Below are 26,172 nucleotides of genomic sequence, written 5' to 3'. Positions count from 1 at the left end.
GCGGAGCGGGGACGGGAGGTGCTGTCAGGCGCTCGCGTCGGCTTTCGCCGGTTCGGGTGACCGGCCTGCGCCGGATTTGCCGTGGCCGACGAACAGGGCCGAGGCGATGACGCCGATGAGCAGGATGGCGGCGGGGAGCAGCATCGACTGGGCCAGCGAGGTGCTGAACTCGTCGAGGATCTGGGGTGGGAGCGGGCCGGTGGCCGCACCCTCACCGACGGGGCCGCCACCGTCGAGGCCGTTGGCGGTCAGGCGGGCGGCGATCAACGCGCTGATCGCGGCGCTGCCGAGTACCGAGCCCACTTGGCGGGTGGTGTTGTAGACACCGGCGCCCGCACCGGCCTGGGCGACCGGCAGGTTGTGCGTGGCGGTCGAGGCCAGCGGCGCCCAGATGCACGCGTTGGCGAAGCCCGCGATTCCGGCCGCGATCAGGAACAGGATGATCGGCGAATCCGGTGTCATCAACACGGCGAAGGCGAACACCGAGCCGGCGAACAGCGTGAAGCCGATGGTCGGCACCAGCCGCGGCGGCAGCCGGTCCGAGAACTTGCCGACGAACGGCGCGGTGACGCCGGTGACGATCGCCATCGGCGCGAAGACCAGCGCCGAGACCGTCGGCGACATCTCCCGCACCGCCTGCAGGTAGAAGTACGAGGGCACCATCATCGAGGTGACCGCGGCGCCCATCGCGGCGATCGCCGTGTTCGACAGCGAGAAGTTGCGGTCGCGGAACAGGCTCATCGGCACCAGCGGCTCGCCCCGGTTCCGGGCCTGGTTGACCACGAACGCCACCAGCATGAGCGCGCCGAACGCGATCAGCAGCCAGATCCGCGGCGACCAGTCGTTCGCATTGCCTTCCTGGATGCCGAAGACCAGCGCCGACATGCCGATACCGCTGAGTGCGACACCGACGAAGTCGAACTTGTGGTCGTTGGTCGGCAGCGCGGGCACCAGCCACACGGCCAGGCCGAACGCGATGATGCCGACCGGCACGTTGACGAAGAAGATCCACTCCCAGCCGAGGTTGTCGACCAGCACACCGCCCAGGATCGGGCCGACCAGCGTGGCGAGGCCGGCGACACCACCCCACAGGCCCATCGCGGCGCCACGCTTGTCCGGCGCGAAGGTGCGGGTGATGACGGCCATCGTCTGCGGTGTCATCAGCGCGGCGCCGATGCCCTGGGCGGCCCTGGCGGCGATCAGCATGCCGATGCTGCCGGACAACCCGCACCACAGCGAGGCGCCGGTGAAGATCGCCAGGCCGATCAGATAGATGTTCTTGGGGCCGTACTTGTCGCCGAGGCGGCCGGTGACCAGCAGCGGCACCGCGTAGGTGAGCAGGTAGGCGCTGGTCACCCAGATGACATTGGAGATGTCGCTGTCGAGCTCTTCCATGATCGCCGGGTTGGCGACCGCCACGATCGTCATGTCGAGCAGGATCATGAAGAACCCGACCACCAGCGCGAACAGCGCCAGCCACGGATTACGTTGGGTGGTCATCGAATTCGTTCCTATCGGAAGAGGTCAGCTACGGGCCGGGTCGAGGGTGAGCCGTTCGCCGGTGACCGGATCGAACTGCTCCCACTCGACGGCGCCGCTGTCGAGTTCGGCGGTGAACTGCTGGATCCAGTCGAGATCGGCCTTGGTCGTCGCGCGCATGTATTCCAGGACGACGCGGTACCGGCGCGGCACCGCGTTGACCCGCGCCCACTCGATCATCGCGTCGAGATCGGCCAGCGCCTGGCCCTGCTGTTCGACACGCTCACCGAGCAACGCGACGACCCGTTCCCGCGGGAGGTTGTGCGCCTCGGCCAGCGCCACCCGGAAGATCGGGTACTCCGGCACCGGCGTGCGCAGCAATTCGGCGATCCGCCCCCGCAGCGCCTCACGCCCGGCATCGGTGATCCGGTACATGGTGCGCTCGGGCCGATTCCCCTCCCGCTCGGTCCCTTCGGCCAGCACCATCTCATCCGCCACCAGCCGCGCCACCGCGTGATACAACGACCCCGGCCGCACCTTGACCAGCAGGTCTTCCCGCCGCGCGATCAGCAGCTGATACATCTCGTACGGATGCATGGGTCGCTCGTCGAGTAGCGCGAGCACCGCGATCGCCAACGGCGTCATCGCATTGCGCCCCGGCTGCCCCACAACGCTCACCTCCACTCCCACGCCCCCGCGCGGGATCTGTTCCACACCAAATATTCCAGTAGGAATATACGGAGCGGAACAGAGGCTGGCAAGAGTGTTGCAGGCCGACGCGCTGAGTGCGCCCGGCTACCGGATCCGACAGACCGTGGGTGTTGAGCTCGACCCGCTAGAGTCCGTGGGCGTCGAGCCAGGTACGGGCGGCGGCGGCGGGGTCGGTGCCCGCGTCGACCTGGCGCACGAGGTCGACCAGGCCCTCGGTGGTGAGTTCGCCGGCGACGTAGTTGAGTTTCTTCAGCTGAGCGCGGTCGAAGATGCCGGAGCGGTAGACGGCGAGCAGGTTCTGGGCACGCAGGGCGAATTTCGGGTCGTCGAGGACTACGAGGCCCGCCGAGTCCGCGCCGGCCGGTGGTCCGTTGACGATTCCCACCTGGATCTCCCCGTCCTGCAATGCTTTTCGCAGCGCCTGCGGATCGGGGTAGCGCGTAGTCGTGGCGAAGGCGCAGCCGGAGATCATGCCAGGTGACGGCGCGCCCCCGGCGAGTCCGGGGAGCTCGGCGTAACCGGCGGCGAGTTCGCCGCAGCGCGGGACGAGCGCGGCGACCGCGCGCACGCCGTCGCGGCTCGCGAACTCCTCGGTGACCAGCAGCCGGGCGCGCAGGTCGGTCCCGTCGGCGGCGTCGGTGACCGACAGACCCTGTGGGAGCGAGGCATTGACGGCGGCCACCACGGCCTCGGGTGTGCGCGCCTGCGCGGACGGGTTCCAGCGGTCGAGCAGTCCGCCGTTGCGGTCGGGCAGCACCGCGATCCGGCCCGCGTCGAGATCAGCCGTCGGGGACGCCGAATCGCGGACGACAATGGTATCGGTACCGGTCCGCGCCAGCGCCTGCGAATAGATCTCGGCGAGCACAACTGATTCGGTCGAGGAATCCGCGCCAACCGCGACCACCGTCCGAGCCTGCTCGGCCGCACAGGAAACCGCGGCGAAAGACCAGGTAGTGACCAGTAGCGCAGCGACTGTCCGGCGCACCGATCCCGCCACCATCCCGCGACACCAACTTCCTGTATTTGCGGTCAACCCACGCAATTCGGCGCGACGCGGGCAGTATTACCAACCAGAATGTACCTGCGACCCCCGGGTCGCATGCACAGCGCACTGCCCGCCTTTGCCGGAAGGACACCAGTGAAAACCGCGTTCACCTCCTCTTCGCAGGGACAACGTCGCCCGGCGCGCCGCCTCGCGGCACGGGCGGGCCGGGTGCTGGCAGCCGCTGTCGCGCTGGCCGCCGCCATGATCATCTCCGCGTGCGGCAACTCCGATCCGCTGGCCGCCAAGGGCGATTGCGCCAGTGACGCGCTGATCATCGGCTCGGCCAATTTCCCGGAGTCCGAGACCGTGGCCAACATCTACACCGAGGTCCTGCGGATCAACGGTTTCAAGGTCGACACGAAGTTCAACATCGGCAGTCGCGAGGCCTATATCCCAGCATTACGCCAGTGCGCGATCTCGCTCATTCCGGAGTACACCGGAAACCTGCTGCAGTACCTGGACTCCGACGCCACCGCCACCGCGGAGCCCGAGGTGAACGCGGCGCTGACCGCCGCCCTCGGCAGCGACCTGGCCATCGCGACGCCCGCCCCCGGCCAGGATTCCGACGCGGTGGTCGTCACCCGCGCGACCGCGGACCGGTGGAACCTGCGCAGCATCGCCGATCTGGCCCCGCATTCGGCCGACGTGACATTCGGCGCGCCCGCGGAATTCGCGCAGCGGCCCGGCGGTCTGCCGGGTCTGAAGAAGATCTACGGACTCGAGATCGGCGAGGCCGATTTCGTGCCGATCGCCGACGGCGGCGGGCCCGCGACGGTGCGCGCACTCGTCGAAGGCCAGGTCACCGCGGCCGATATCTTCACCACCTCCCCCGCGATCGCGCAGAACAACCTCGTCGTCCTCGCCGATCCCAAGCACAATTTCGCGGCCCAGAATGTGGTGCCGCTGTTCAATGCCGCGAAGAAGACCGACAAAGCGGTGGCGGTGCTCGACGCGGTGTCGGCCAAACTCACCACCACCGAGCTGATCTCGCTGAACACGGCCGTCTCGGGTGACAGCAAGATCGAGCCGAAAGCCGCCGCGCTCGCCTGGATCACCGCGCAGGGGCTCAACGCCCCCATCGGCTAGGCACGTCGGCGTTCGCTAGGAGAACCCTTGTCCGACATCGAATTCCGCGATATCGAGAAGACCTACCCGGACGGAACCCGGGCGGTACGCGAGCTGAATCTGCGGATCGAATCGGGATCGTTCACCGTGTTCGTCGGCCCGTCCGGCTGCGGCAAGACCACCTCGATGCGGATGATCAACCGGATGGTGAATCCCAGCGCGGGCGCCGTCACGATCGACGGCCGTGACATCGCGACGGTCGACCCGGTGAAGCTGCGCCTCGGCATCGGCTATGTGATCCAGAGCGGCGGGCTGCTGCCCAACCGCAAGGTGATCGACAATGTGGCCACGGTGCCGATGCTGCTCGGCGCGTCCCGCAAGTCCGCGCGCGCCGCCGCGCTGGAGGTGCTCGACCGGGTCGGTCTCGATCGCGGTCTGGCCGACCGGTATCCGGCGCAGCTCTCGGGTGGTCAGCAGCAGCGCGTCGGGGTGGCGCGGGCGCTGGCCGCCGACCCACCGGTGCTGCTGATGGACGAGCCGTTCAGTGCGGTGGACCCGGTGGTGCGGGCGGAGTTGCAGTCCGAGATGCAGCGGCTGCAGGCCGAACTGCACAAGACGATCGTGTTCGTCACCCACGACATCGACGAGGCGATCACCCTCGGCGACAAGATCGCGGTGTTCGGGCGCGGTGGGGTGTTGCAGCAGTTCGACGCGCCCGAACGGGTCCTCGCCCAGCCGGCCACCGATTTCGTCGCGGGGTTCGTCGGCCGGGATCGCGGCTACCGCGCGCTGTCGTTCCGGACCGCCGATGCCGTTGCGTTGGCGCCGATCCGGACCGTCGAGGCAGGAGCGGTCGCCGGATTGCGGCTGGAACAGGGCGAATGGGCTCTGGTGGTCGACGCCGACGGCAAGCCGGGCGGCTGGGTGGATGTCACCGGCGTCGAGGCGGTTCGCGCCGGAAAGTCCCTGGCAGCGAGCGTGTCCGCGGGCGGTTCGCTGTTCACGCCGGACGGTGATCTGCGGCAGGCGCTGGACGCGGCGATCTCCTCGCCGTCGGGCATCGGGGTCGCCGTGGACGACGCGGGTGCCGTGCGCGGCGGATTGCTGGCCGTCGACGTGCTCACCCAGCTCGCCGAGCAGCGCGGCATCGAGGACGCGCAACGCAACCGGGAGTTCTTCGACCAGGACGTCGCGTGCGATACCTGATCGACAATTTCGCCGAGATCATGGCGATCACCCGCACGCATCTGGTGCTCGCGCTGGTGCCGCTGCTGCTCGGCCTGGTGATCGCCATCCCGTTCGGCGCGGTGATCCGCGGCCGCGGCTTGGCCAGGAAGATCACCACGACGGCGTCGAGCCTGGCCTACACCATTCCGTCGCTGGCGCTGTTCGTGATCATCCCGCCGCTGGTCGGCATCTCCGCTATCGATCCCCTGAATGTCATCATCGCGCTCACCGTGTATTCGACGGCACTGCTGCTGATCGCGGTGCCGACCGCGCTGGATACCGTGCCCGTCGGTGTGGTCGACGCGGCCGATGCGATCGGATTCGGCAGGCTGCGCCGCACGCCCACCGTCGACATGCCGCTGGCGCTGCCGGTGTTCGTCTCGACGCTGCGGGTCGTGGTGGTCACCAATATCGCGATGGTGTCGGTCGGCGCGCTGATCGGCGTCGGCGGGCTCGGCAAGCTGTTCACCCAGGGCTATCAGCGCGACTACCCGGACCAGATCGTCGCGGGCATCATCGTCACGCTGGCGCTGGCGCTGATCTTCGACCGGCTGGTGTTCCTGCTCGGCCGGATCGCCACCCCGTGGACCCGCGCCGACGCTCGCAGGCAGCGAACACCGCGGGCAGCGGCGGGATGAGCGCGCCGCGCCCGACCACGGCCCGCCGAGAGGACCCGGCATGAATCTGTTCGTCGACGCCTGGCAGTACCTGAGCGACGGCGCGAACTGGGGCGGCCCGGCCGGGATCGAAACCCGACTGCTGCAACATCTCTGGTACAGCTTCCTGGCCGTCGCGCTGTCGGCGGTGATCGCGGTGCCGCTGGGCCTGGTGATCGGGCACACCAGGCGGGGTAGCGCCGCGTTGGTCGGTTTCGCCAATGCCATGCGGGCGCTGCCGACGCTGGGCTTGCTCACCTTCCTGGTGCTGCTGCTCGGGCTCGGGCTGATCCCGCCGCTGCTCGCCCTGATCACCGTCGGCATTCCGCCGCTGCTGGCGGGCGCCTACGCGGGCATCGCGAATGTGCAGGCCGATGTGGTCGACGCCTCGCGTGCGATGGGGATGACCGAGCGGCAGATCCTGTTCCGGGTCGAGATCCCCAACGCGCTGCCGGTGATGCTGGGCGGGTTGCGCAGCGCCACGCTGCAGGTGGTCGCCACCGCGACCATCGCCGCCTACGTCAACCTCGGTGGGCTCGGCCGCTACATCTTCGACGGGATCGGTCTCTATCGCTACGACCTGGTCCTGGTCGGGGCGCTGTTGGTGGCGGTGCTCGCGCTGGTGCTGGACGCGATTCTGGCGGCGGCGGTCTGGGTCAGCGCGCCGGGCAGCGGACGACTCGCGCGAGGGACAGTCGTCGGCACCGACGCGTCACTGCTCACCGAGTAGTTCAGTCGTCGCCGAGCAGTGCGCGCAAGTGCGGATCGGCCGCCAGCACCTGCTGCATCCGGGCGCGCTCCTGCATCCGCTGGGCCCGCGACTGGATCCACTCCTGAACAGCCGTCACGACGGCCGCGTTCATCGACAGTCCATCGGAATCGGCGGCCTCGGCGAGCTGTGCGTGCACCTCGTCGGGGAGCTGCACGGTGATCGTGGTCATCACCCGATGATCCCAGACAACGCGAGAGCGCCCCGTTCCGGGGAACGGGGCGCTCTCGGTTGACCACTGCGGAACTAGGCGACACCCTCGCGACGGGCAGCCTCGGCCACGGCCTCGGCGACGGCCGGAGCCACGCGCGGGTCCAGCGGGCTGGGGATGATCCGGTCGACGGACAGCTCGTCGGCGACGACACCGAAGATGGCGTCGGCCGCGGCGACCTTCATGCCCTCGGTGATCCGGCGCGCGCCCGCGTCCAGCGCACCCTTGAACACGCCGGGGAAGGCCAGCACGTTGTTGATCTGGTTCGGGAAGTCGCTGCGGCCGGTCGCCACGATCGCGGCGTACTTGGCGGCCACGTCGGGGTGGATCTCCGGGTCCGGGTTCGACATGGCGAACACGATCGACTCCGGCGCCATCGAGGCGATGAGCTCCTCGGGGATGGTGCCCGCGGACAGGCCGAGGAACACGTCGGCACCGGCGAGGGCCTCGGCGGCGCCACCGGTCAGGCCACGCGGGTTGCTGCGGGCGGCCAGCTCGGCCTTCACGCCGTTGAGGCCGTCCCGACCGGCGCTGACGATGCCCTTGGAGTCGAGCACGACCACATCGGGGACGCCCGCGGCGAGCAGGATGTTGGCGCAGGCCACACCGGCCGCACCGGCACCGGACACCACGACCTTCAGCGCCGACATGTCGCGGCCCTGCTGCGCGGCCGCGCCCTTGAGGGCGGCCAGCACCACGATGGCGGTGCCGTGCTGGTCGTCGTGCATGACGGGGCAGTCCAGCGCCTCGATGACACGCTGCTCGATCTCGAAGCAGCGCGGCGCCGAGATGTCCTCCAGGTTGACCGCGCCGAAGCTCGGGCGCAGGTGGATCAGCGTCTGGACGATCTCGTCGGGATCGGTGGTGTCGAGCACCAGCGGGATCGAGTTCAGGCCCGCGAACTTCTTGAACAGCGCGGCCTTGCCCTCCATCACGGGCAGCGAGGCGCGCGGGCCGATGTCGCCGAGGCCGAGCACGGCGGTGCCGTCGCTGACCACGACCACGAGGCGGTCGGTCCAGGTGTAGGTCTTGGTGAGCGCGGGGTCCTCCGCGATCGCACGGCTGACCTGCGCCACACCGGGGGTGTAGGCGATGGACAGATCACGCTGGGTCTCGAGCGGGGCACTGAGCTCGACCGACAGCTTGCCGCCGAGGTGACCCGCGAAGATCTCGTCGTGGGTGATGGCAGCAAGACTCGCTGCGTCATCGGCCTGGGGCGCCGCGGTGGCATTCGGTGCGTCAGTCACAGGTGACACGATTTCACTCCTGCTCGAGTCGGACTCAACCGGGGGACGGTTACCGCCGGGTATATCGGGATTACGGTTTTGCATAACGCTCATAGGGTGCGCAGCCAGGGCGAATACCGGAAAAGCCGGTTGCGCGGCGCGGCACTGATCCGCCGAGCGGAGCCGGACGGGTGGTCCGGGCAGACAAACGGGTCGACCCCCGGCCGCGACGGTGCGTCGCGAGGCGAAGGGTCACCATGTTCCCCGAACCCGGCGGTGGCAAGGGAAGGGAATCCGCAACATTCTGCCAGCCGGGCCGACCAGTTGCCAAACCGGTCCCGTGTGTCATCCGGCCGAGCGTCATGTGTCGAGGGTATCCGCGCCGAATTGCCATGGCGTTAGAGAAAACTCGCAGCTGGCGGGGAACATCCGGTGAACAATCACACCGCGGCGGGTCGGCTCGCGGTGAGCTCGCCGTCCCACGGATCGGGCGAATCGGCCCGGCGGACCCACACGTCGTCGAGCCCGCCACAGCGCTGTCTGACCCGCCAGTGCGCGACCGCGTCCGGGTGGTCGATGCGCCGGTGGATGCCGCGGCTCTCGGTGCGAACGAGCGCGCTGTAGCCCGCCCACCGCGCGACAGCGAGCAGGGCCGCCGCCTGTCTGGCCCGCAGCTGCCCGGCGCCGATGCCGCCCAGTTCGAACTGCGCGCCCGGCCACATCGTATCCAGCTCGGCGATGCTGTCGCGCAGACTGCCCGCACTGCGACGGTAACTGCGCCGCAGCGGCAGCGTGTGCTCCTGCACCAGGCCGATCACCGAGCGCGGATCGATGTGGGCGTGCGGACCGAGTCCCGCCCCCGGCACCGGGCGCGCGCTGGTCGCGCGCTCGGTGACCATCGCGAAGGCGGCCGCGCCCGCACCGGCCCAGGTTCCGGAGGCCAGCACCCACGCACCGCGCAGGCCGCCGGTCACACCCGCGGCACCCGCGACGATTTCCCGGCCCGCGACGGCGCCCGCGGCGAAGAGGCCGCGGACCGTCGTCATGCAGTCCGATCCCGACAACGCCAAGCCGCCTGCCCCGAGGACCGTTCCCTCCAGCACCGCGCGCACGGGCACCCGGCCCGCGGCGTCGATCGCCCCGTGCCTGCCGAGCCAGTGCCGGACCGTGTCGGGCACCTCGTGCAGCGCGGCGTAGACCCGTCTGCCGTCGGCGAGCGCGCCCAGCGCCGCCGGGTGGTACGCGCCCGGGAGTTCGACGCCCGACTCGTCGTAGAGCACGGCGAAGTGCACCGAGAGTCCGGGGGCGACAGCCGGATTCGGGTGCACCCGGGACAGCACCGGCGCCAGTCCGTACGCACCGGAGAACTCCATGCCGGACAGCTCGGCCCCGGCCTCGGCCGCCATCAGCAGGCCCTCGCCGGTGTTCACGTCGGTACCCGCACCGCCGGACAGGAACGCGCAACCACCGGTCGCGAGCACCACCGCGCCCGCGCGGACAGTCCACGGCCGGAACTTGTTGTGGTGCTGGACGCCTGCGGCGCCGACCACGGTGCCCGCCGGGTCGACGAGCAGATGCAGCGCCGGATGATGATCGAGAATGCGGACGCCGGCTTCCAGGGCGCCACGGCGCAGCCTGCGCAGATAGCTCGCGCCGTCCAGGTGCACCACCGGATCGCCGCCCGCGGTGTCGGGTACCCGGTGCCGGGTGCCGGACCAGACCTGCAGCCGCCGATGGGTCTCCTCGATCACCCGGTGCAGCCAGGTGGCGTCACCGAGACCGCCACCGCGCGCGAGTGCCCGATCGACCGCGTTCGACCTGGCCTGACCAGGCGCGATATCCCACAGGGTGGTGGTGCCGTAGACCGCTGGACCGCTGGAACCGCAACGACTCTTGTCCACCAGGACGACCCTGGCGCCGGAGCCTGCGGCCGAGACGGCGGCCCAGAGCCCGGCGGGCCCGCCGCCGAGGATCAGAACATCCGTCTCGATGTTGCTCACAAAGAGAAATATTCGGGCACAGTTCACCCGGGCGCAACCATTACGCGGCCGTCAGCCCCACCATTGTGTCCAAAGCAATACACCGGTCGTGACCAGGACTACCGCCGACCCCGTGAACGCCGCGGGCCCGCGCCGCCGGTCGGCGAAGACCTGCGCGCCGACGACGACGATCGCGGCCAGCACATGCCAGGTCAGCGATTCGGCACCGGGCCCGGGAAAGTCCCTGCGCGAACCGATCACCGCGGCGCCCGCCACGACGCAGAGCAGCACGACCACCCCGCCCGCGACGATGCCGCTGAGCCCGCGCAGCAGCGTCACGGGGCGATCACCGGCACCCCGCTCGCCTTGCCGATCAGCGCCTCGAACTGTTCGGGATCGGTCCGGCAGGCGCCGATCTCGATGGTCTTGTTGCTGCCGTGATAGTCCGACGAGCCGGTCCGCAGCAGGCCGAGCTCGGCCGAAAGATCGGTCAGCACCGCGCGATCGGCGTCGGAATGGTCCGGGTGATCGATCTCGAGCCCACCCAGCCCGAGCGCCGCCAGCTCCCTGATCTCGTCGAGCGCGAGCAGCCTGCCGCGCTTGCGTGCGCGCACATGGGCCACCACGCTGACGCCACCAGCGGCGGCGATCAGCTGGACCGCCCTGGTCAGCGGGGTGTCGGCCTTCTCCGCGTAGTACGGACCGTGCGGGGCGAGCAGTTCCAGGAACGCGGCGTCGACGCTGTCGACCACGCCCGCCGCGACCAGCGCCCGCGCCAGATGCGGGCGGCCCGCCGCGGGACCGGCGCCGGCCAGCACCGCGTCGGGATCGATGGGCAGGCCGTCGGCCACCATCTTGTCGGCCATCGCGCGCACCCTGGCCACCCGTTCGGCGCGCAGCCGCTCGCGTTCCTCGGCGAAACCGGCGTCGGTGGGGTCGAACAGGTACGCCAGCAGGTGCACCGGGACGGGCCTGCCGTCCTCGCCCATCCCCTGGCACGACATCTCCATGCCGCGTACCAGCGTCAGCCCCGGCGGACGCGCCGCCTCGGCCTCGGCCCAGCCCGCGGTCGTGTCGTGGTCGGTGATCGCGACGACGTCGAGGCCGGCCGCGGCGGCGCGACGCACCAGCTCGGCCGGGCTGTCCGTGCCGTCGGAGGCCGTCGAATGGGTATGCAGATCGATGCGCACACCCTCAGTCTTACAGTGCGGTCTCGGCGGAGGTGCAGTCCTGGGCCGACTCGGCAGTTGGCCGTAGCATCCAGGTCGTGCCCTCCCTACCGCAGATGCCGTCGTTTCGCGGGCCGAGCAGGCCGGGGTCACCGCGGCCGCGGATCCCGGTGCCGACGGCGCGCGCGATCGTCGACTGCGGCGTCTACGTCGACGGCAAGCGAGTGCCCGGACATTTCACCCCGCAGCAGGCGCTGACCGAGGCGGGCAAGACCGAGGACGGGTTCGTCTGGCTCGGCCTGCATGATCCGGACGAAGGGCAGATGACCGATGTCGCCCAGATCTTCGGCCTGCACCCCCTGGCGGCGGAGGACACGGTCCACGGCCGCCAGCGCCCCAAGCTGGAGCGCTACGACAACACCCTGTTCCTGGTGATGCGTACCGTCAGCTACGTCGAGCACGACATCCACGCCATCAGCGAGATCGTCGAGACCGGCGACATCATGGTCTTCACCGGCGCCCACTTCGCGATCACCGTCCGCCACGGCGAGCACACCGGACTGGCCGGGGTGCGCCGCGAACTGGAGGGCAGGCCCGATCACCTGCGACTCGGCCCGGTGTCGGTGCTGCACGCCGTCGCCGACCACGTCGTCGACTCCTACGTCGATGTCGCCGAATCGGTCGAGTCCGATATCGACGAGATGGAGGAGGCGGTGTTCACCCCGGCCTCGAAAGTCGGCATCGGCGCGATCTACCAGCTCAAGCGGGAGGTGGTGGAACTGCGCCGGGCGGTCTCGCCGTTGGGGCCGCCGCTGCAGTACCTGGTGCACGACCAGGAAATGCCGGTACCCAAGGAGATTCGCCGCTATCTGCGCGACGTCGCCGACCACCACACCAATGTCACCGAGCACATCGCCTACTTCGACGAAGCGCTGAGCGGCCTGGTCAACGCGGCGCTGGCCAAGATCAGCGTCCAGCAGAACACCGACATGCGCAAGATCGCGGCCTACGCCGCCATGGCCGCGGTGCCGACCATGATCGCCGGTGTCTACGGCATGAACTTCGACTACATGTGGGAACTGCACCAGCCGTGGGCGTACCCGGTGGTGGTGGCGGTCATGGTGGTGTTGTGCGCCGTGCTGTTCCGCAGTTTCCGCCGCAACAAGTGGATCTAGAGGTTCACCGCGCCCCGAGCGGGGTCGCGCACATCGATACCGGCCTCGGACCACGCATCGCGCAGCGCCTGCGCACCGCGCACGCGCACCCAGGCGGCCTCGGTCGCGGTGATCGGGGTGACGCTGAGATAGCGCACCGGATCGGCGGGTTCGGGCAGCGCCACCTCGGTGATGTCGCTCTCGCCGAGCAGGACCGCGGTGAAGCCGGCGTTGTGCCACAGCGGTTCGCCCAGGTCCAGCAGCGCGTCGGCTTGCAGCACAACGCCTTCCACCGACGGCGTCGCGACGAGGACACCCAGCGTGCGCGCGACGCCCGCCTGCGGTCCGGCGCCGGCCAGCAGCGTCAGCACCAGCTCGGCGCGCGGGCCGCGCACGGGGTCGGCGAGCAGGTCGGCCGGATCGCCCATCGGGTGCCGTGATCCGCCCAGGGTGGCGTAGTGGATCGCGTCCTCGCCAGGGATGCGCAGGATCTCGATCGGCTCCAGCCCGAGGAAGGTGACCGAGGCCGAGTCGACCTGCGCCCGCTCGACGCCGTAATGGTCCAGCACCGCGGTGCGGACCGAATTCACCACATCCATTGCGTCACAGGGCCAATCGGGCCAGCATGTCGCGGGCGCGCTCGGCGGTCTTCGGGTCGCACAGCACGTCGTAGCGGCCCGCGACCAGTTGCATGGACGAGGCGAAGTCACGCTGGCCCTTGGTGGCCGCGTACGGGATCGAGGTGGTGATCACGCCGAACACGATGCCACCGACCAGGCCGACGACCAGCGGCCCGAGCGCGCCGCCGGTGGTGGTGAACAGGCTCAGCAGCAGGCCGAGGAACAGGCCGAGCCAGGCGCCCGACACCACGCCGCCGCCGATGACCTTGCCCCAGGTGAGCCGGTACAGCACCCGCTCCACCTGCATGAGGTCGACGCCGACGATGGTCACGTCCTGCACCGGGAACTGCCCGTCGGCCAGGTAGTCGACCGCGCGCTGCGCCTCGGCGTAGGTCGGATACGAGCCGACCGGCCAGCCCGACGGCGGCGTCGGCAACGCCTGCCGTCCGCGATTCGGGTTGCCCAAGGGATTCGTCATAGTCCCATTCTGCTAGTTCTGGACCGGCTGTGGCGGAGTGAAACGCGTTGTGCGCGTCATTCCGGCAGTTCGGCCCTTCTCCGCTATGACCTGCGCCATCTTCGCGCTGGCTTCGTCGATCATCTCATCGCCCAGCATGACGGCGCCACGCGCGCCGCCCGCCTCGGAGGTGTGGAAGGCGTAGGCCTCCAGGATCAGCTCGGCGCGGTCGTAATCGGCTTGGCGCGGGCTGAAGATCTCGTTGCACGCGTCGATCTGGTCGGGGTGCAACACCCACTTGCCGTCGAAACCCAGTGCGGCGGTACGCCCGGCCGCCCGCCGGAACCCGTCGACATCGCGAACCTGCAGGTAGGGACCGTCGATCGCCTGGATGCCGTGCGCGCGGGCGGCGAGCAGGATGGTCATCAGGATGTGGTGGTAGGCGTCACCGACGTCGTAGCCCTCCGGCTGCTCGCCGACCACCAGCGTGCGCATATTGATGCTGGCCATGAAATCGGCAGGGCCGAACACCAGCGTCTGCACGCGCGGGCTCGCGGTGGCGATCGCGTCGATATTGCGCAGGCCCATGGCGTTCTCGATCTGCGGCTCGATCCCGATCCGCCCGACCTCGAGCCCGCTCGCCTTCTCCAGCTGCGTCAGCAGCAGATCCAGCGCCTGCACCTGACTCGCGTCGGTCACCTTGGGCAGCAGGATCGCGTCGAGCACCGCGCCAGCGCCCTCGACCACCGTGATCACATCGGCGAAGGTCCACTCGGTGGTCCAGTCGTTGACCCGGACCACCCGCAGCTGCGATCCCCAGCCCGGTTCGTTCAGCGCGGCGACGATATTCGCCCGCGCCGCGCTCTTTGCGCCGGGCGCGACGGCGTCCTCGAGGTCGAGAAAGACCTCGTCCACCGGCAGGCCCTTGGCCTTGGCGATCATCTTGGGATTGCTGCCGGGGACGGCAAGCACCGATCGGCGGGGCTTCATGGGCTCCTCCTCGTGTGGCCTAGCCTGAGGGTCATGGCAACCACCAGGGTGTACGTCGCCCGGCTCGCCGGTCTGACGGTGCTGGGTCCGGACGGGGAGTCTATCGGCCGGGTCCGCGACGTCGTCGTGGCCGTGCGGCACGGGCGTCAGCAGCCACGGGTGCACGGCATGGTCGTCGAATTGGTCACCCGGCGGCGGATTTTCGTGCCGATGCTGCGGGTGACCGCGATCGAGCCGGGCATCGTCACCCTGAACACCGGCACCGTGAGCCTGCGGCGCTTCGCCCAGCGCCCCGGCGAGCTGCTGGCCATGGCCCAGATCGTCGACTCCCAGGTGCGGGTCGACGATCCCGGTCTGCCGGATCTGAACGGCGTCGACGTCTACGTGGCCGATCTCGGCATCGAACAGACCAGAACCAGGGATTGGGTGGTCGGCCGGGTCGCCGTGCGCGGGCATCGCCGGATCGGGCGCAGACGCACCGTGCACGTGGTCGACTGGTCGCAGGTCGAGGGCCTGACACCCGCCGAAGTCGGCAGGCCGGGCCAGGACGTCACCACCCTGCTCGAACAGTTCGAGGGCCTGCGCGCGGCCGACGTCGCCCACCGGTTGCGCGAGCTGCCGGAGAAACGCCGCATCGAGGTGGCGATCGCCTTCGACGACGAACGCCTCGCCGATGTCGTCCAGGAGCTGCCCGACGACGACCAGGTCGATCTGCTCGGCCATCTCGAGGTGCGCCGCGCCGCCGACGTGCTCGAGGCGATGGACCCCGACGACGCCGCCGACCTGCTCGGCGAACTGCCCGAGAGCGAAGCCGAATCGCTGCTGGCCCTGATGGATCCGGAGGAATCCGAGCCGGTCCGCAGGCTGCTGGCGCACTCCCCCGACACCGCGGGCGGTCTGATGACGCCGAAACCCATTGTGCTCAGCCCGTCCACCACCGTCGCCGAGGCGCTGGCCCGGGTCCGCGATCCCGATCTCACGCCCGCCCTTGCGTCGATGGTCTTCGTCGTCCGGCCGCCGACCGCGACCCCGACCGGCCGCTATCTGGGGTGCGCGCACATCCAGCAGCTGCTGCGGGAACCGCCGGCGCACCTGGTCGGCGGGATACTCGACACCGATCTGACACCGCTGTCACCGGAGCTGCCGCTCTCGGCGGTGACCCGCTACTTCGCCACCTACAACCTGGTGTGCGGGCCGGTCGTCGACGCGGAGAATCATCTGCTCGGCGCGGTGACCGTCGACGATGTCCTCGATCACCTGCTGCCGGAGGACTGGCGCGAAGAAGAGGAGCCACCGTCGGCTCATGCCGAGGCGAGCATGCTCCGTTCGGAGGGAGGCACGTCGTGAGTGAGAAGAACCCGGCCCGTGCGCGGCTGGAAACGCCGGTCGGCTCGCGCTTTTCCCTCGACTGGGATTCCGAGGCGTTCGCGAGCAGCAGCGAGAAGGTCGCCCGGTTCCTCGGGACGGGGCGGTATCTGGCGATCCAGACGGTGATCGTCATCGTGTGGATCATCCTCAATGTGTTCGTGGTCGCGCTGCGCTGGGACCCGTACCCGTTCATCCTGCTCAACCTGGCGTTCTCCACCCAGGCCGCCTACGCGGCGCCGCTGATCCTGCTGGCCCAGAACCGGCAGGACAACCGGGACAAGGTCTCGCTCGAAGAGGACCGCACCCGGGCGGCGCAAACCAAGGCCGACACCGAATTCCTGGCCCGCGAGCTGGCCTCGCTGCGCCTGGCCGTCGGCGACGTCGCCACCCGCGACTACCTGCGCCGCGAGCTCGAGGAGATCAAGGAAGTGCTCGACCGGATCGACGCGGTCACGACACCGGACGGCGCGCCGAAGACGGAGAAGAAGCGAAAAGCCGTTCGCAAGAAAACCTCCGGTCAAACACCCTCTCCTGCCCCGGTTTCGCCAGCTGGTTCAGACGAGTAACCGGAAATGCTCTACAACTACCTGACCGGTAGGTAACCTGGATCACGTTGTTCCGGGCGGGCCGGAGGGGGACTCTGCGGCGCCGCTGCTTCGACGTAAAGGGTTGGTGGCCGTGCGAATCTCTGCTCCGATAACAATGTCGGCCCTTGTCGTCGCCGGACTCGTCGCCTCCGGGTCGACCGTGCAGACCGCGACTCCCAGCACCGCGCCGACCGCGCCGGAAGCGCTGCTGGCCGCGACGGCGAGCACCACCGAGGACACCCCCGAGACCGATCCGTCCGAGATCGTCGGGCTGCTGCCGATCGCGCAGGAGGCGCCGCGCAAGCTGCGCGCGCTCACGCCGTCGGCGAACAACCTGGCGCCCTTCGCCGGAACCGTTCCGCTGCACAGCATTTCGCTACCCACCGGCAGCGGCGCGCTGGGCATCCCGGAGATCGTGCTCGCCGCCTACCGCAATGCCGAACTCGCGATGGAGACCGCGCAGCCGGGCTGCGGGCTCACCTGGAACCTGCTGGCGGGCATCGGCCGCATCGAATCCGGGCACGCCAGCAGCGGCCGCACCGACGCGGCGGGCACCTCCACCACCCCGATCTTCGGACCTGCGCTCGACGGCACGCTGCCGGGCAACGAGGTCATCAGGGAAGCCGACGGCGGATTCGTCCGCGCGGTCGGCCCGATGCAGTTCCTGCCGAGCACCTGGGCGCTGTACTCGGCCGACGGCAACGGGGACGGTACCGCCGATCCGCACAATGTCTTCGACGCCGCGCTCGCCGCGGGCAAGTACCTGTGCTCGGGCGGCATGAACCTGCGCGAGGCCTCCCAGGAGCTACGGGCGGTGCTGCGCTACAACAACTCGATGTCCTACGCGGCCAATGTGCTGAGCTGGTCGGCGGCGTACCGGACCGGTGGCGCGCCGAGTCAGGTGACCATCTCCCCCGACATCGTGCCGCCGGGCAGCGCGCCGCTGGTCTCGCCCAATGTACTGGCCGCCGCCACCGACGCGCCGGTCACCGCGGCGCCGCCGTCGACGACCAATCAGCTGCCGCCCAACACGCCGAAGGTCACCACGCCGACGCAGGTGATGATCACGCTGCCCGGTCTGCCGCCGATCCCCTGCGGCATCTTCTGCCCGGCGCCGGTCGCGCCCGCGCCCGAGGTCTGCGTGAGCGAGCCGGTGCCTGCCCAGATGCCGAACCCGCTCGAGCCGGAACAGCGCCCGGTCGAGCAGACCTTCGGTGCCGCGGCGCCGAAGGATCCGGCCCAGCCCGAGCAGCAGGCCACCGCGCCCGTGTGCACGCCTGCCGCGACCGGGGAGCCCGCACCCCCCAAGGCGCCCGCGACCGAGGAACCGGAGAAGACGCCCGAACCGGGCATCGCGCCGACCGAGGAGCCTGCGCCCGCCGAACCCGCACCCGCCGAACCCGCCCCGGTGGCTCCCACTCAGCAGCCCGGGATCACGCTGCCGTTCAACATCGTCATCCCGCTGCCGCCCGGTCCCCCGGCCCCGTAGAAATCAAACCGATATTCAGATCACGGAGGGGTAACAAAAAGATCTCGGGTGCGGTAATCTCTTCTCATCCAACACGGTTGAGGAGGGCACCACACAGTGGGTCGTCATCGGAAACAGCCTGCTACGACGGTTCGACGTAGCTCGCTCATCGCATTGACCGGATTGGTCCCCGCCGGACTCGTGGCCGTTACCGCCGCCGCGACCGACGCGACGACCACCAGCACCGCGGCCGTCGAGCACGACCTGCCCGGTGTCGATCCGGAGGCCGCGCCCGAGCTCGTCGCAGCGCCCCAGGCCGTCGATATCGCCGAGGTCGCGCACGCGGAGGCTCGTCAGTCCCCCTCCGCCGACCCGGTGGTGAAAACCGTTGCGCTGCCGGATGATCGGGCTTCGGCCGATCTCCCCGCCGGCCCGCTCGGCATTCCCGGTATCGCGGTCGCCGCCTACCAGAGCGCCGAAGAGCAACTGGCCGTGGAGAATCCGCACTGCGGGATGTCCTGGTCGCTGCTGGCAGGCATCGGCCGCGTCGAATCCACCCACGCCTACGGCAAAGCCGACGCCGACGGCAACCCGATCAAGGCCGTCTACGGCCCGGTCCTCGACGGCAGCCTGTACGGCAACAACGTCATCTACGACAGCGACGGCGGCGAGCTCGACGGCCTCGGCGGCTACGACCGCGCCATCGGCCCCATGCAGTTCCTGCCCGAGACCTGGCACCGCTACGCCGCCGACGGCAACGGTGACGGTGTCGCCGACCCGCAGAACCTGTTCGACGCGGCCCTCACCGCGGGCCGCTACCTCTGCGACGGCGGCCTGAACATGCGCGACCTCTCCCAGCAGTCCAAGGCGATCCTGCGCTACAACAACTCGATGGCCTACGTCGCCAACGTGATGGCGTGGTCGGGCTCGTATTCGAGCGGCCTCGCCCCCAAGCCCTCGGACCTCCCCCGAATCTGAGGCGTTTGCACCGAGCAGGCCCCCTCTGTGAAGGTGCTCCGACGTACACGCGGCTTCCGGCTTCACCGCCGGGAAGGGGGCTCGATGTCGGAGATTTTCAAGGTCGATCCAGATGCGGTGGACACGTTCGCCGCGAGTTTGAAGACACTCGCCGAAGCCAACGCGAATGTCGCGACCTATCTGGAGAAGTGGCTGGTACTGGACAGCACGGTGTGGGGCGACGGCGGTCTGATCCGTACTGGGCTCAGCGCCGTCGGCGAGGCGCACAGCAAACTCGCGCCGAACTACGCCACGCTGGGAACACTCGCCGAGGCGGCCGCGACCGAACTGACCAAGGTGGCGCAGGTATACCGCACCACCGACAAGGCGCTGGCCGATGAGCTCGACCGGACCTACCCCGCGGGTGGTCAGTCATGACATCGGCTCCCGCCGAGCACCTGACCGAGCCCTCGCTCGAGGATCCGCTCAACGACAAGATCGAGTTCCTCATCACCTCCAATGCCGTCTCGCCGAGCTACTGGGCGGGTAAGTGGAGTGAAACGGTGATCGGCACCGACCCGCTCAAATGGGTCACCACCAAGATCTCGGGTGACTGGGAGGCTTTGCAGAAAGCAGGCAAGGCCGTGGAGAACCTCGCCGCCTACAGTTCGGCATTCTCCGACTCGGTCAAGTCCGCGGCGGCCGCGGTCGACACGACGTGGGACGGAAACGCGGCGACGAGCGCGCAGTCCTACTTCACCGAGCTCGCGGCCGCCATCTCCGCCCAGGTCGATCCGCTGAAGGACATGGCCGACGAGATCAAGCATTTCGCCCAGTCCGCCTACCACATCTCGACAGCGATGAGTAACACCCTGCAGGCAGTGCTGGACTACGCCGCCATCGCCTTCATCGAGTGGGTCGCGGTCAGGGTCGCCGCCCTCTCCGGCGTCGGCGTTGTCGCGACGGCGGCACTGGTCGCCGCTGCCACCCTGACCACGCTCGAGGTCATCAAGGAATGGAACACCTTGGTCCAGGCCTTCAACTCCGGGTATGCCGCCCTCGAAGGCATCGCCGGTGCCGGCTTCGGCGTGGCCGCTGTCATCGAGTCCGCTGACATGCCGGTGCTGCCCACCACCGACTACGACCACCCGGGAGCCTGAGTGAACCCGCCTGAGCCGATTCATGATCTGGCGCGCGGTGACATCGGTATCTCACGGCAGCTGTCCAGGGCGCTGCGGGTCCTGATGGACAACGCCACGGAGCCGCGGTTGAAGAATGAGCTGCGCGGGATCCTCGAGGGGAAGGGCAGCGCCCGCGAACTACTGCACAGTGAGGCTTTCAATCTGGTTGTCGATCAGACGATGCCCGCCACGATGAATCAGTTCGCCGACATGACGGACGAGCAGCGACAGCGGCTGGCCGAACAGGGCGAAGCAGACTTGGCGCGGCTCAGGTCGCAGCCGCTCCCGGACGAGTTCAGGACGGAGCCGGTCGCAGACCAGCCGCCCCCGCCGGCGCCCGCACCTGCTACGAACATCGTGGTTCCCGGAACCCGCAGGCCGAACCGCGAGCGCATTGTCACTCCGGATGACGAGGACGAAGACGACCGCTATTTCCGTGAACGCAACCAGCGGGGATGGCTGGCGTGAGCCCTGCGACGAGCGGGACGTCCCGGCAGCAGGTCGTCTTCGACACCGAGGTCGATCCCGATTGGATTCCGTTCTTCACCGAGTCGCCGATGGAGCTGGTGCCGACCGAGTCGATGCCCGAGGTGTGTATCGAGCACGGCTTGCCTGCCGTCGAACACCGCCCCTTCTTCGTGCATTCCAACGGGCCGCACTCGGAATGGCCGACTCTGCGGGCCATGTTGATGTCCGTGGCGCCGTTCGTGCAGCGGCTTCCGGTCGAGGCGACCGTCCGGTTCGACTGCCCGGCCTGCGAATTCTGCCTGGCCGAGATCAGGCGGTCCCGATGGATCGCGGTGCTGGCGCTGCTGGTGGTGCCGCTGACGATCGCCGGCATCTTCACGGCGGTGTCACTCGAGCTGCGTCAGCTCTATGTGCCCTTGGCGTTTGCCTTCTTGCCCGGATGCATGCCGATCGCGCTGCTGGCGGCGACGCTGGCGTGGAGCCGATCCGGGTTCTTCGCGGACGTGTGGATGAATCAGGACGCGGATCAGCTGATCGTTTCCGCGCACCCGGATTTCGCCGCCGCGGTCGAGCGGAACCGGGCCGAGACGCGATGAACACCGCCTATCAGCCCCAGAACCGCGCTCGAATTGCCAGCAGCATAAAATCGGGCATATGCCAGTGATGACGGAAGCGGATGTGCGGGCGGCGCTCGCGAAGGTCGACGATCCGGAGATCCGCAAGCCGATCACCGAGTTGGGCATGGTCAAGTCGATCGCCATCGCCGACAGCGGCGATGTGCACGTCGAGGTGTATCTGACCACGTCCGGCTGCCCGTTGCGGACCGAGATCGTCCAGCGCGTCACCAAGGCCGTCGCCGACGTGCCCGGCGCCGGTGCGGTGACCGTCGACCTCGACGTGATGAGCGACGAGCAGCGCACCGAGCTGCGCAAGTCGCTGCGCGGCGATTCGGCCGAGCCGGTGATCCCGTTCGCCCAGCCCGGCTCGCTCACCCGCGTGTACGCCGTCGCCTCCGGTAAGGGTGGTGTCGGCAAGTCCAGCGTCACCGCCAACCTGGCCGTCGCGCTGGCCCAGCGCGGCCTGTCGGTCGGCGTGCTCGACGCCGACATCTACGGCCACTCGATCCCGCGCATGCTCGGCACCGACGCCCGCCCGACCCAGGTCGAGCGGATGATCATGCCGCCGATGGCCTACGACGTGAAGATGATCTCGATCGCGCAGTTCACCCAGGGCAACACGCCCGTGGTGTGGCGCGGTCCGATGCTGCACCGCGCGCTGCAGCAGTTCCTCGCCGACGTCTTCTGGGGCGACCTGGACGTGCTGCTGCTGGACCTGCCGCCCGGCACCGGCGACGTGGCCATCTCCATCGCCCAGCTGATCCCCAGCGCCGAGATCTTGGTCGTCACCACCCCGCAGATCGCCGCCGCCGAGGTGGCCGAGCGCGCGGGCGCGATCGCCCTGCAGACCCGGCAGCGGATCGCGGGCGTGGTGGAGAACATGTCCTGGCTCGACCTGCCCGACGGCTCCCGGATGGAGCTCTACGGCTCCGGCGGCGGCCAGGTCGTCGCGGATCGCCTGACCCGCGCGGTCGGCTCGACGGTGCCGCTGCTCGGCCAGATCCCGATCGAGCAGGCCCTGCGCGAGGGCGGCGACGCGGGCACCCCGATCGTGCTCGCCGACCCGGACAACCCGGCCGCCAAGGCCCTGCGCGAGGTCGCCGACAAGCTGGCCGTCCGCAAGCGCGGACTGGCGGGCATGTCGCTCGGCATCGATACCACCCGCCATCTCTGAGCCGAAAGTTGTCGGTGGGGATAACTAGGCTGTTCGTATGCTGACGCTGCTGCTCTACGTGCTCATCGTCGGGTTGGTTGCCGCCATGCTGTTCCTGGTGGCGAGCGCCGTCTTCGGGCGGTCCGAGGAACTCGGTCCGTTACCCGAGGGCACCACGGCCACGGTGCTGCCCGCTCAGGGCGTGACGGGTGCCGATGTGCGCGCGTTGCGGTTCCAGCAGGTCGTGCGCGGCTACAAGGCCGGTGAGGTCGACTGGGCGCTGGGCAGGCTCGCCGAGCGCATCGACGAGCTCGAGCTGGAGCTGGCACAGGTACGCCAGTGGCAGGCCCAGGTGGCGCCCGGTCAGGACCGGCCGTGACCGAACTCGCCGACGACGGGCTCATCCGCTGCCCGTGGTCGACCGGCTCCCCGCTCTACCGCGACTACCACGACACCGAATGGGGCAAGCCGCTGCACGGCGACGACGCCCTGTTCGAGCGGCTGTGCCTCGAGGCGTTCCAGTCCGGGCTGGCCTGGATCACCGTCCTGCGCAAGCGACCGGCGTTCCGGGCCGCGTTCGCCGGCTTCGAGATCGCGAAGGTCGCCGAGTTCGGTGACGACGACCGCGCCCGGCTGCTGGCCGACGCCGGCATCGTCCGCAACCGCGCCAAGATCGACGCGGTGATCGCCAATGCCAAGGTTGCCCGGGACCTGCCGGTGAGCCTCGACGAGCTGCTGTGGTCCTTCGCGCCGGCGCCACGCCCGCGCCCCGCGGCGATCGCGGACGTGCCCGCCACCACACCCGAATCCATTGCTCTGGCAAAGGAATTGAAGCGCCGGGGCTTCGCTTTTGTGGGCCCGACGACGGCGTATGCCCTCATGCAAGCGACCGGGATGGTGGACGATCACCTGGAGGTTTGCTGGGTGCGCTCGGCCCCGAACACAACCGACTCGGCAGTCACATTTCGTACTCAGGTGTCCGCCCGAGACGGCAATAGGGAAGAATAGGACCGGTGTGGCCCGCCGAACACCCGGCGAGCCAGAGAACAGGTGCGCACTCGACCGCGCAGATCTGGAGGGAGCAGAGGATGGCGGCCATGAAGCCCCGTACCGGGGACGGTCCCCTCGAGGCAACCAAGGAAGGTCGTGGAATCGTCATGCGGGTTCCACTCGAGGGTGGCGGGCGTCTGGTCGTCGAACTCACACCGGACGAGGCTGCGGCGCTCGGTGACGAACTGAAGAGCGTCACCAGCTGACGGCTCTCACCGAGGTGGCCGCACTCCTGGCCTGCCCGGAGTGCGGAGACGAACTGCAACCGCGCGAACGCGCGCTGCGCTGCGGTACCGGGCACAGCTTCGACATCGCCCGGCAGGGCTATGTCGGGCTGCTCACCGGCGCGTCGACGAAGATGACCGGCGACACCGCCGCCATGCTCGACGCCCGCGCCGCCTTCCAGAGCGCCGGGCACTTCGCGCCCATCGCCGCGGCGGTGGCCCAGGCTTTCGGCACCGGGTCCGCGGCGCAGCAGCCTGACGCCGCTCTCACCGTCGGCAGCCCCGCCACGCAGACCGGGACGACACTGCCTGACGATCCGGCCGCTGCCGGCAGCCCCGTGATCGGGCCCGGCGCCGCATACGCCGCCGGTGGCTCACCGACCGACAGGGCGATCCTCGAAGTGGGCGCCGGGACCGGCTACTACCTGGCCGCGGTGCTCGACGCCCAACCCGGCGCGTACGGCATCGCCCTGGATGTCGCCAAGCCCGCCGCGCGCCGGGCTGCCCGTACCCACCCGCGCATGTCCTCGGTGCTGGCCGACGCCTGGCGCGGTCTTCCCGTCCGCGACGACAGCCTGATCGGCGTCCTGTCGGTCTTCGCCCCGCGCAACCCGGCCGAAGTCGCCCGGATACTGGCTCCCCGCGGCCGCTTCGTCGTCGTCACCCCCACCGCCCGCCACCTGAGCGAGCTGGTCGGCCCACTCGACATGGTTCGAGTCGACCCCGACAAGGACCGGCGCCTGGCCGACTCTCTGGCAGGAACCTTCACTCGCCTCGACCACCGCGTGATCGAGTTTCCGATGAAGCTGTCCCGCCTCGACGTCACCCGGGTGATCGCCATGGGACCGTCAGCCTTCCATGGCACTCCCGCCGACGACCCACGCATCGCGGATCTGCCGGACGTCACCGAGGTCACCGCATCGGTGACGGTGTCGTCCTACGTCCCGACCTGACCAGCAGTCACTCACCGACATCGTCCGGCGGTGCCTGGCACGGAACACACTTCAGGGTGCCCAGCGAGTTGCCTCTCTGCGCTCCTAGACATGGTTCTGTGCGAGCCCGGACAGCAGCACCCAGCGTCCGCCTCACACGCGGAAGGTCGCTGGTTCGTCTACCGCGGCTGCCGGGCAGACCGGCTACCTCAGCACGCTCCGGTACACCTCGAGGGTCTGCTCGGCGATCCGTGACCAGTCGAACTGGGCGATTGCGCGCGCCCGCCCGGCCTCGCCGTAGCGGACCGCCAGGGCCGGGTTACCGGCGACCTCGTTCACGGCGGCAGCGAGCCCGCGTTCGTACTCGTCCGTCGCACCGGAGTCGTAATGCACCAACCGCCCGGTGACCCCGTCGTCGACGACCTCCGGGATACCACCCACGTCCGACGCGACGACCGCGGTCGCACAGGCCATCGCCTCCAGATTGACGATGCCCAGCGGCTCGTACACCGAGGGACAGACGAAAACCGCTGACGCGGCCAGGATCTGGCGGACCTGTTCGGTCGGCAGCATCTCCTTGACCCAGAACACATTGCCGCGCTGGCGTTGCAGCCCGTCGACGGCGGCAGCGACCTCGAGTTCGAGTTCCCTGGTGTCGGCGGCCCCCGCGCACAGAACCAGCTGGATATCGGGGTCGAAATCCGCAGCAGCGGCGAGCAGGTGACCGACGCCCTTCTGCCGGGTGATCCGGCCGACGAACGAGACGATCGGCCGGTCGGCACGCACCCCGAGGCGCTCCAGCACGGGCATCTCCTCGCCCGTGGGCGGCCCGGGATGCCAGATGCCCGCGTCGATGCCGTTGTGCACCACGTGAACCCGGTCCGGGTCGATCGCGGGGTAGGCGTCGAGCACGTCGTGCCGCATCCCCTCGCTCACCGCGATGACAGCGTCGGCGTACTCCATCGCATTACGCTCCGACCACGACGAGAGCCGGTATCCACCCCCGAGCTGCTCGGCCTTCCACGGCCTGCGCGGTTCCAGCGAATGCGCGGTGAGCACATGCGGAATCCCATACAGCGCCGCCGCGAGATGACCGGCCAGTCCCGCGTACCAGGTGTGCGAGTGCACCACCTCGACCGCACCCACCGCATCGGCCATCCGCAACTGCGCCGACATCATCTGCAGCGCGGCATTGGCGGCATAGAGCTCAGGATCAGGCCGATGAACAACAGCCCCATGACGCGGCGCGCCCATGCAGTGCACCGTCACCTCACACAGTTCCCGCAGCCTGCCGGTGAGTTCGGTGACATGCACACCCGCGCCGCCATACACCTCAGGCGGATACTCCCGGGTCAGCATGGCGACTCGCACCGATCCCGCCGGCGCCTGCTCGCTGTCGGTGCCAAAAC

The 26,172-nt window shown here is 69.4% G+C and carries 30 protein-coding genes; 18 read left to right on the top strand and 12 right to left on the bottom strand.

Features of this window, described 5'->3' with window-relative positions:
* Nucleotides 1–24: 24 nt before the first annotated feature.
* The 3 genes from IEY60_RS10230 to IEY60_RS10220 form a co-directional block, all read right to left on the bottom strand.
* Nucleotides 25–1,500, bottom strand: a complete 1,476-nt coding sequence (locus IEY60_RS10230) for a DHA2 family efflux MFS transporter permease subunit (protein ID WP_189026428.1) — start codon at nt 1,498–1,500, stop codon at nt 25–27.
* Between the two features lie 24 nt (nt 1,501–1,524).
* Nucleotides 1,525–2,157: a PadR family transcriptional regulator gene (locus IEY60_RS10225; RefSeq protein ID WP_229739685.1), complete on the bottom strand. Its 633-nt coding sequence runs from the start codon at nt 2,155–2,157 to the stop codon at nt 1,525–1,527.
* Between the two features lie 157 nt (nt 2,158–2,314).
* Nucleotides 2,315–3,094 (bottom strand): glycine betaine ABC transporter substrate-binding protein, encoded by a 780-nt coding sequence (locus IEY60_RS10220; protein ID WP_229739684.1) that lies wholly within the window; start codon nt 3,092–3,094, stop codon nt 2,315–2,317.
* Nucleotides 3,095–3,436: 342 nt separating this feature from the next.
* On the opposite strand from IEY60_RS10220, the gene IEY60_RS10215 reads away from it, so the two are divergent.
* The 4 genes from IEY60_RS10215 to IEY60_RS10200 are packed head-to-tail and all read left to right on the top strand — an operon-like array spanning nt 3,437 to nt 6,913.
* Entirely contained in the window at nt 3,437–4,321 is an 885-nt protein-coding gene (locus IEY60_RS10215; RefSeq protein WP_229739763.1) for an ABC transporter substrate-binding protein, read from the top strand.
* Nucleotides 4,322–4,348: 27 nt separating this feature from the next.
* Nucleotides 4,349–5,506, top strand: coding sequence for an ABC transporter ATP-binding protein (locus tag IEY60_RS10210; protein WP_189026423.1), 1,158 nt, complete (start codon nt 4,349–4,351; stop codon nt 5,504–5,506).
* Nucleotides 5,494–6,165, top strand: coding sequence for an ABC transporter permease (locus tag IEY60_RS10205; RefSeq protein ID WP_308426094.1), 672 nt, complete (start codon nt 5,494–5,496; stop codon nt 6,163–6,165). Before IEY60_RS10210 ends, IEY60_RS10205 begins: the two co-directional genes overlap by 13 nt.
* Before the next feature lie 40 nt (nt 6,166–6,205).
* Nucleotides 6,206–6,913: an ABC transporter permease gene (locus tag IEY60_RS10200; protein ID WP_189026421.1), complete on the top strand. Its 708-nt coding sequence runs from the start codon at nt 6,206–6,208 to the stop codon at nt 6,911–6,913.
* 1 nt (nt 6,914) lies between these two features.
* Here IEY60_RS10200 and IEY60_RS10195 read toward each other — a convergent pair whose 3' ends face one another.
* The 5 genes from IEY60_RS10195 to IEY60_RS10175 form a co-directional block, all read right to left on the bottom strand.
* Nucleotides 6,915–7,124 carry a YlcI/YnfO family protein gene (locus IEY60_RS10195; RefSeq protein ID WP_189026419.1) on the bottom strand — a complete coding sequence of 70 codons (210 nt, stop codon included), beginning with the start codon at nt 7,122–7,124 and terminating at the stop codon, nt 6,915–6,917.
* Nucleotides 7,125–7,198: 74 nt separating this feature from the next.
* Nucleotides 7,199–8,419 carry an NAD(P)-dependent malic enzyme gene (locus IEY60_RS10190; protein ID WP_373291687.1) on the bottom strand — a complete coding sequence of 407 codons (1,221 nt, stop codon included), beginning with the start codon at nt 8,417–8,419 and terminating at the stop codon, nt 7,199–7,201.
* A 410-nt stretch (nt 8,420–8,829) separates the two neighbouring features.
* Nucleotides 8,830–10,389: an FAD-dependent oxidoreductase gene (locus IEY60_RS10185; protein ID WP_189026417.1), complete on the bottom strand. Its 1,560-nt coding sequence runs from the start codon at nt 10,387–10,389 to the stop codon at nt 8,830–8,832.
* Between the two features lie 51 nt (nt 10,390–10,440).
* The gene (locus IEY60_RS10180) at nt 10,441–10,707 is read right to left on the bottom strand and encodes a hypothetical protein (protein ID WP_189026415.1); all 267 of its coding nucleotides are present in this window, start codon (nt 10,705–10,707) and stop codon (nt 10,441–10,443) included.
* Nucleotides 10,704–11,558 carry a PHP domain-containing protein gene (locus tag IEY60_RS10175; protein ID WP_189026413.1) on the bottom strand — a complete coding sequence of 285 codons (855 nt, stop codon included), beginning with the start codon at nt 11,556–11,558 and terminating at the stop codon, nt 10,704–10,706. Before IEY60_RS10175 ends, IEY60_RS10180 begins: the two co-directional genes overlap by 4 nt.
* A 95-nt stretch (nt 11,559–11,653) precedes the next feature.
* Between IEY60_RS10175 and IEY60_RS10170 the strand changes: the two genes are divergently transcribed.
* Nucleotides 11,654–12,712 carry a magnesium and cobalt transport protein CorA gene (locus tag IEY60_RS10170; protein WP_189027470.1) on the top strand — a complete coding sequence of 353 codons (1,059 nt, stop codon included), beginning with the start codon at nt 11,654–11,656 and terminating at the stop codon, nt 12,710–12,712.
* Here IEY60_RS10170 and IEY60_RS10165 read toward each other — a convergent pair.
* Genes IEY60_RS10165 through IEY60_RS10155 form a run of 3 tightly spaced genes read right to left on the bottom strand, consistent with a single transcriptional unit; the run spans nt 12,709 to nt 14,758 of the window.
* Nucleotides 12,709–13,290, bottom strand: coding sequence for a suppressor of fused domain protein (locus IEY60_RS10165; protein ID WP_189026411.1), 582 nt, complete (start codon nt 13,288–13,290; stop codon nt 12,709–12,711). The genes IEY60_RS10170 and IEY60_RS10165 overlap by 4 nt on opposite strands.
* 4 nt (nt 13,291–13,294) lie before the next feature.
* A complete protein-coding gene (locus tag IEY60_RS10160; RefSeq protein WP_189026409.1) occupies nt 13,295–13,789 on the bottom strand; it encodes a YflT domain-containing protein in 495 nt (164 codons plus the stop codon).
* 12 nt (nt 13,790–13,801) lie between these two features.
* Nucleotides 13,802–14,758: an HpcH/HpaI aldolase/citrate lyase family protein gene (locus IEY60_RS10155; protein ID WP_189026407.1), complete on the bottom strand. Its 957-nt coding sequence runs from the start codon at nt 14,756–14,758 to the stop codon at nt 13,802–13,804.
* A gap of 33 nt (nt 14,759–14,791) precedes the next feature.
* On the opposite strand from IEY60_RS10155, the gene IEY60_RS10150 reads away from it, so the two are divergent.
* From IEY60_RS10150 to IEY60_RS10090, 13 genes are all read left to right on the top strand, one after another.
* On the top strand, nt 14,792–16,105 hold the full coding sequence (locus IEY60_RS10150; protein ID WP_189026405.1) for a magnesium transporter MgtE N-terminal domain-containing protein: 1,314 nt from the start codon (nt 14,792–14,794) through the stop codon (nt 16,103–16,105).
* Complete coding sequence (locus IEY60_RS10145; RefSeq protein ID WP_189026403.1) at nt 16,102–16,692, top strand: DUF1003 domain-containing protein; 591 nt, start codon at nt 16,102–16,104, stop codon at nt 16,690–16,692. Before IEY60_RS10150 ends, IEY60_RS10145 begins: the two co-directional genes overlap by 4 nt.
* 112 nt (nt 16,693–16,804) lie before the next feature.
* The gene (locus IEY60_RS36200; protein WP_268241464.1) at nt 16,805–18,202 is read left to right on the top strand and encodes a lytic murein transglycosylase; all 1,398 of its coding nucleotides are present in this window, start codon (nt 16,805–16,807) and stop codon (nt 18,200–18,202) included.
* A 96-nt stretch (nt 18,203–18,298) separates the two neighbouring features.
* Entirely contained in the window at nt 18,299–19,159 is an 861-nt protein-coding gene (locus IEY60_RS10135; RefSeq protein ID WP_189026401.1) for a lytic transglycosylase domain-containing protein, read from the top strand.
* 84 nt (nt 19,160–19,243) lie between these two features.
* Nucleotides 19,244–19,576 carry a hypothetical protein gene (locus IEY60_RS10130; RefSeq protein ID WP_189026398.1) on the top strand — a complete coding sequence of 111 codons (333 nt, stop codon included), beginning with the start codon at nt 19,244–19,246 and terminating at the stop codon, nt 19,574–19,576.
* On the top strand, nt 19,573–20,298 hold the full coding sequence (locus tag IEY60_RS10125; protein WP_189026396.1) for a WXG100 family type VII secretion target: 726 nt from the start codon (nt 19,573–19,575) through the stop codon (nt 20,296–20,298). The genes IEY60_RS10130 and IEY60_RS10125 overlap by 4 nt, the downstream gene beginning before the upstream one ends.
* Nucleotides 20,299–20,787 carry a hypothetical protein gene (locus IEY60_RS10120; protein ID WP_189026394.1) on the top strand — a complete coding sequence of 163 codons (489 nt, stop codon included), beginning with the start codon at nt 20,299–20,301 and terminating at the stop codon, nt 20,785–20,787.
* On the top strand, nt 20,784–21,383 hold the full coding sequence (locus IEY60_RS10115) for a hypothetical protein (protein ID WP_189026392.1): 600 nt from the start codon (nt 20,784–20,786) through the stop codon (nt 21,381–21,383). Before IEY60_RS10120 ends, IEY60_RS10115 begins: the two co-directional genes overlap by 4 nt.
* A 58-nt stretch (nt 21,384–21,441) precedes the next feature.
* The gene (locus IEY60_RS10110) at nt 21,442–22,578 is read left to right on the top strand and encodes an Mrp/NBP35 family ATP-binding protein (protein ID WP_189026390.1); all 1,137 of its coding nucleotides are present in this window, start codon (nt 21,442–21,444) and stop codon (nt 22,576–22,578) included.
* A gap of 37 nt (nt 22,579–22,615) precedes the next feature.
* Complete coding sequence (locus IEY60_RS10105; protein WP_189026388.1) at nt 22,616–22,936, top strand: DivIVA domain-containing protein; 321 nt, start codon at nt 22,616–22,618, stop codon at nt 22,934–22,936.
* Nucleotides 22,933–23,565 carry a DNA-3-methyladenine glycosylase I gene (locus IEY60_RS10100; RefSeq protein WP_189026386.1) on the top strand — a complete coding sequence of 211 codons (633 nt, stop codon included), beginning with the start codon at nt 22,933–22,935 and terminating at the stop codon, nt 23,563–23,565. The genes IEY60_RS10105 and IEY60_RS10100 overlap by 4 nt, the downstream gene beginning before the upstream one ends.
* An 80-nt stretch (nt 23,566–23,645) precedes the next feature.
* Nucleotides 23,646–23,813 carry a DUF3117 domain-containing protein gene (locus IEY60_RS10095; protein ID WP_011211259.1) on the top strand — a complete coding sequence of 56 codons (168 nt, stop codon included), beginning with the start codon at nt 23,646–23,648 and terminating at the stop codon, nt 23,811–23,813.
* A gap of 14 nt (nt 23,814–23,827) precedes the next feature.
* Nucleotides 23,828–24,784 (top strand): putative RNA methyltransferase, encoded by a 957-nt coding sequence (locus tag IEY60_RS10090; protein WP_189026384.1) that lies wholly within the window; start codon nt 23,828–23,830, stop codon nt 24,782–24,784.
* 183 nt (nt 24,785–24,967) lie between these two features.
* Here IEY60_RS10090 and glgA read toward each other — a convergent pair whose 3' ends face one another.
* Nucleotides 24,968–26,134: a glycogen synthase gene (gene glgA, locus IEY60_RS10085; protein WP_189027468.1), complete on the bottom strand. Its 1,167-nt coding sequence runs from the start codon at nt 26,132–26,134 to the stop codon at nt 24,968–24,970.
* Between the last annotated feature and the right edge of the window lie 38 nt (nt 26,135–26,172).

It is taken from the genome of Nocardia rhizosphaerihabitans (genome assembly GCF_014646295.1).
In the GTDB taxonomy this organism is placed as follows: Bacteria; Actinomycetota; Actinomycetes; order Mycobacteriales; family Mycobacteriaceae; genus Nocardia; species Nocardia rhizosphaerihabitans.
This window is presented reverse-complemented; position numbering and strand designations above follow the sequence as displayed.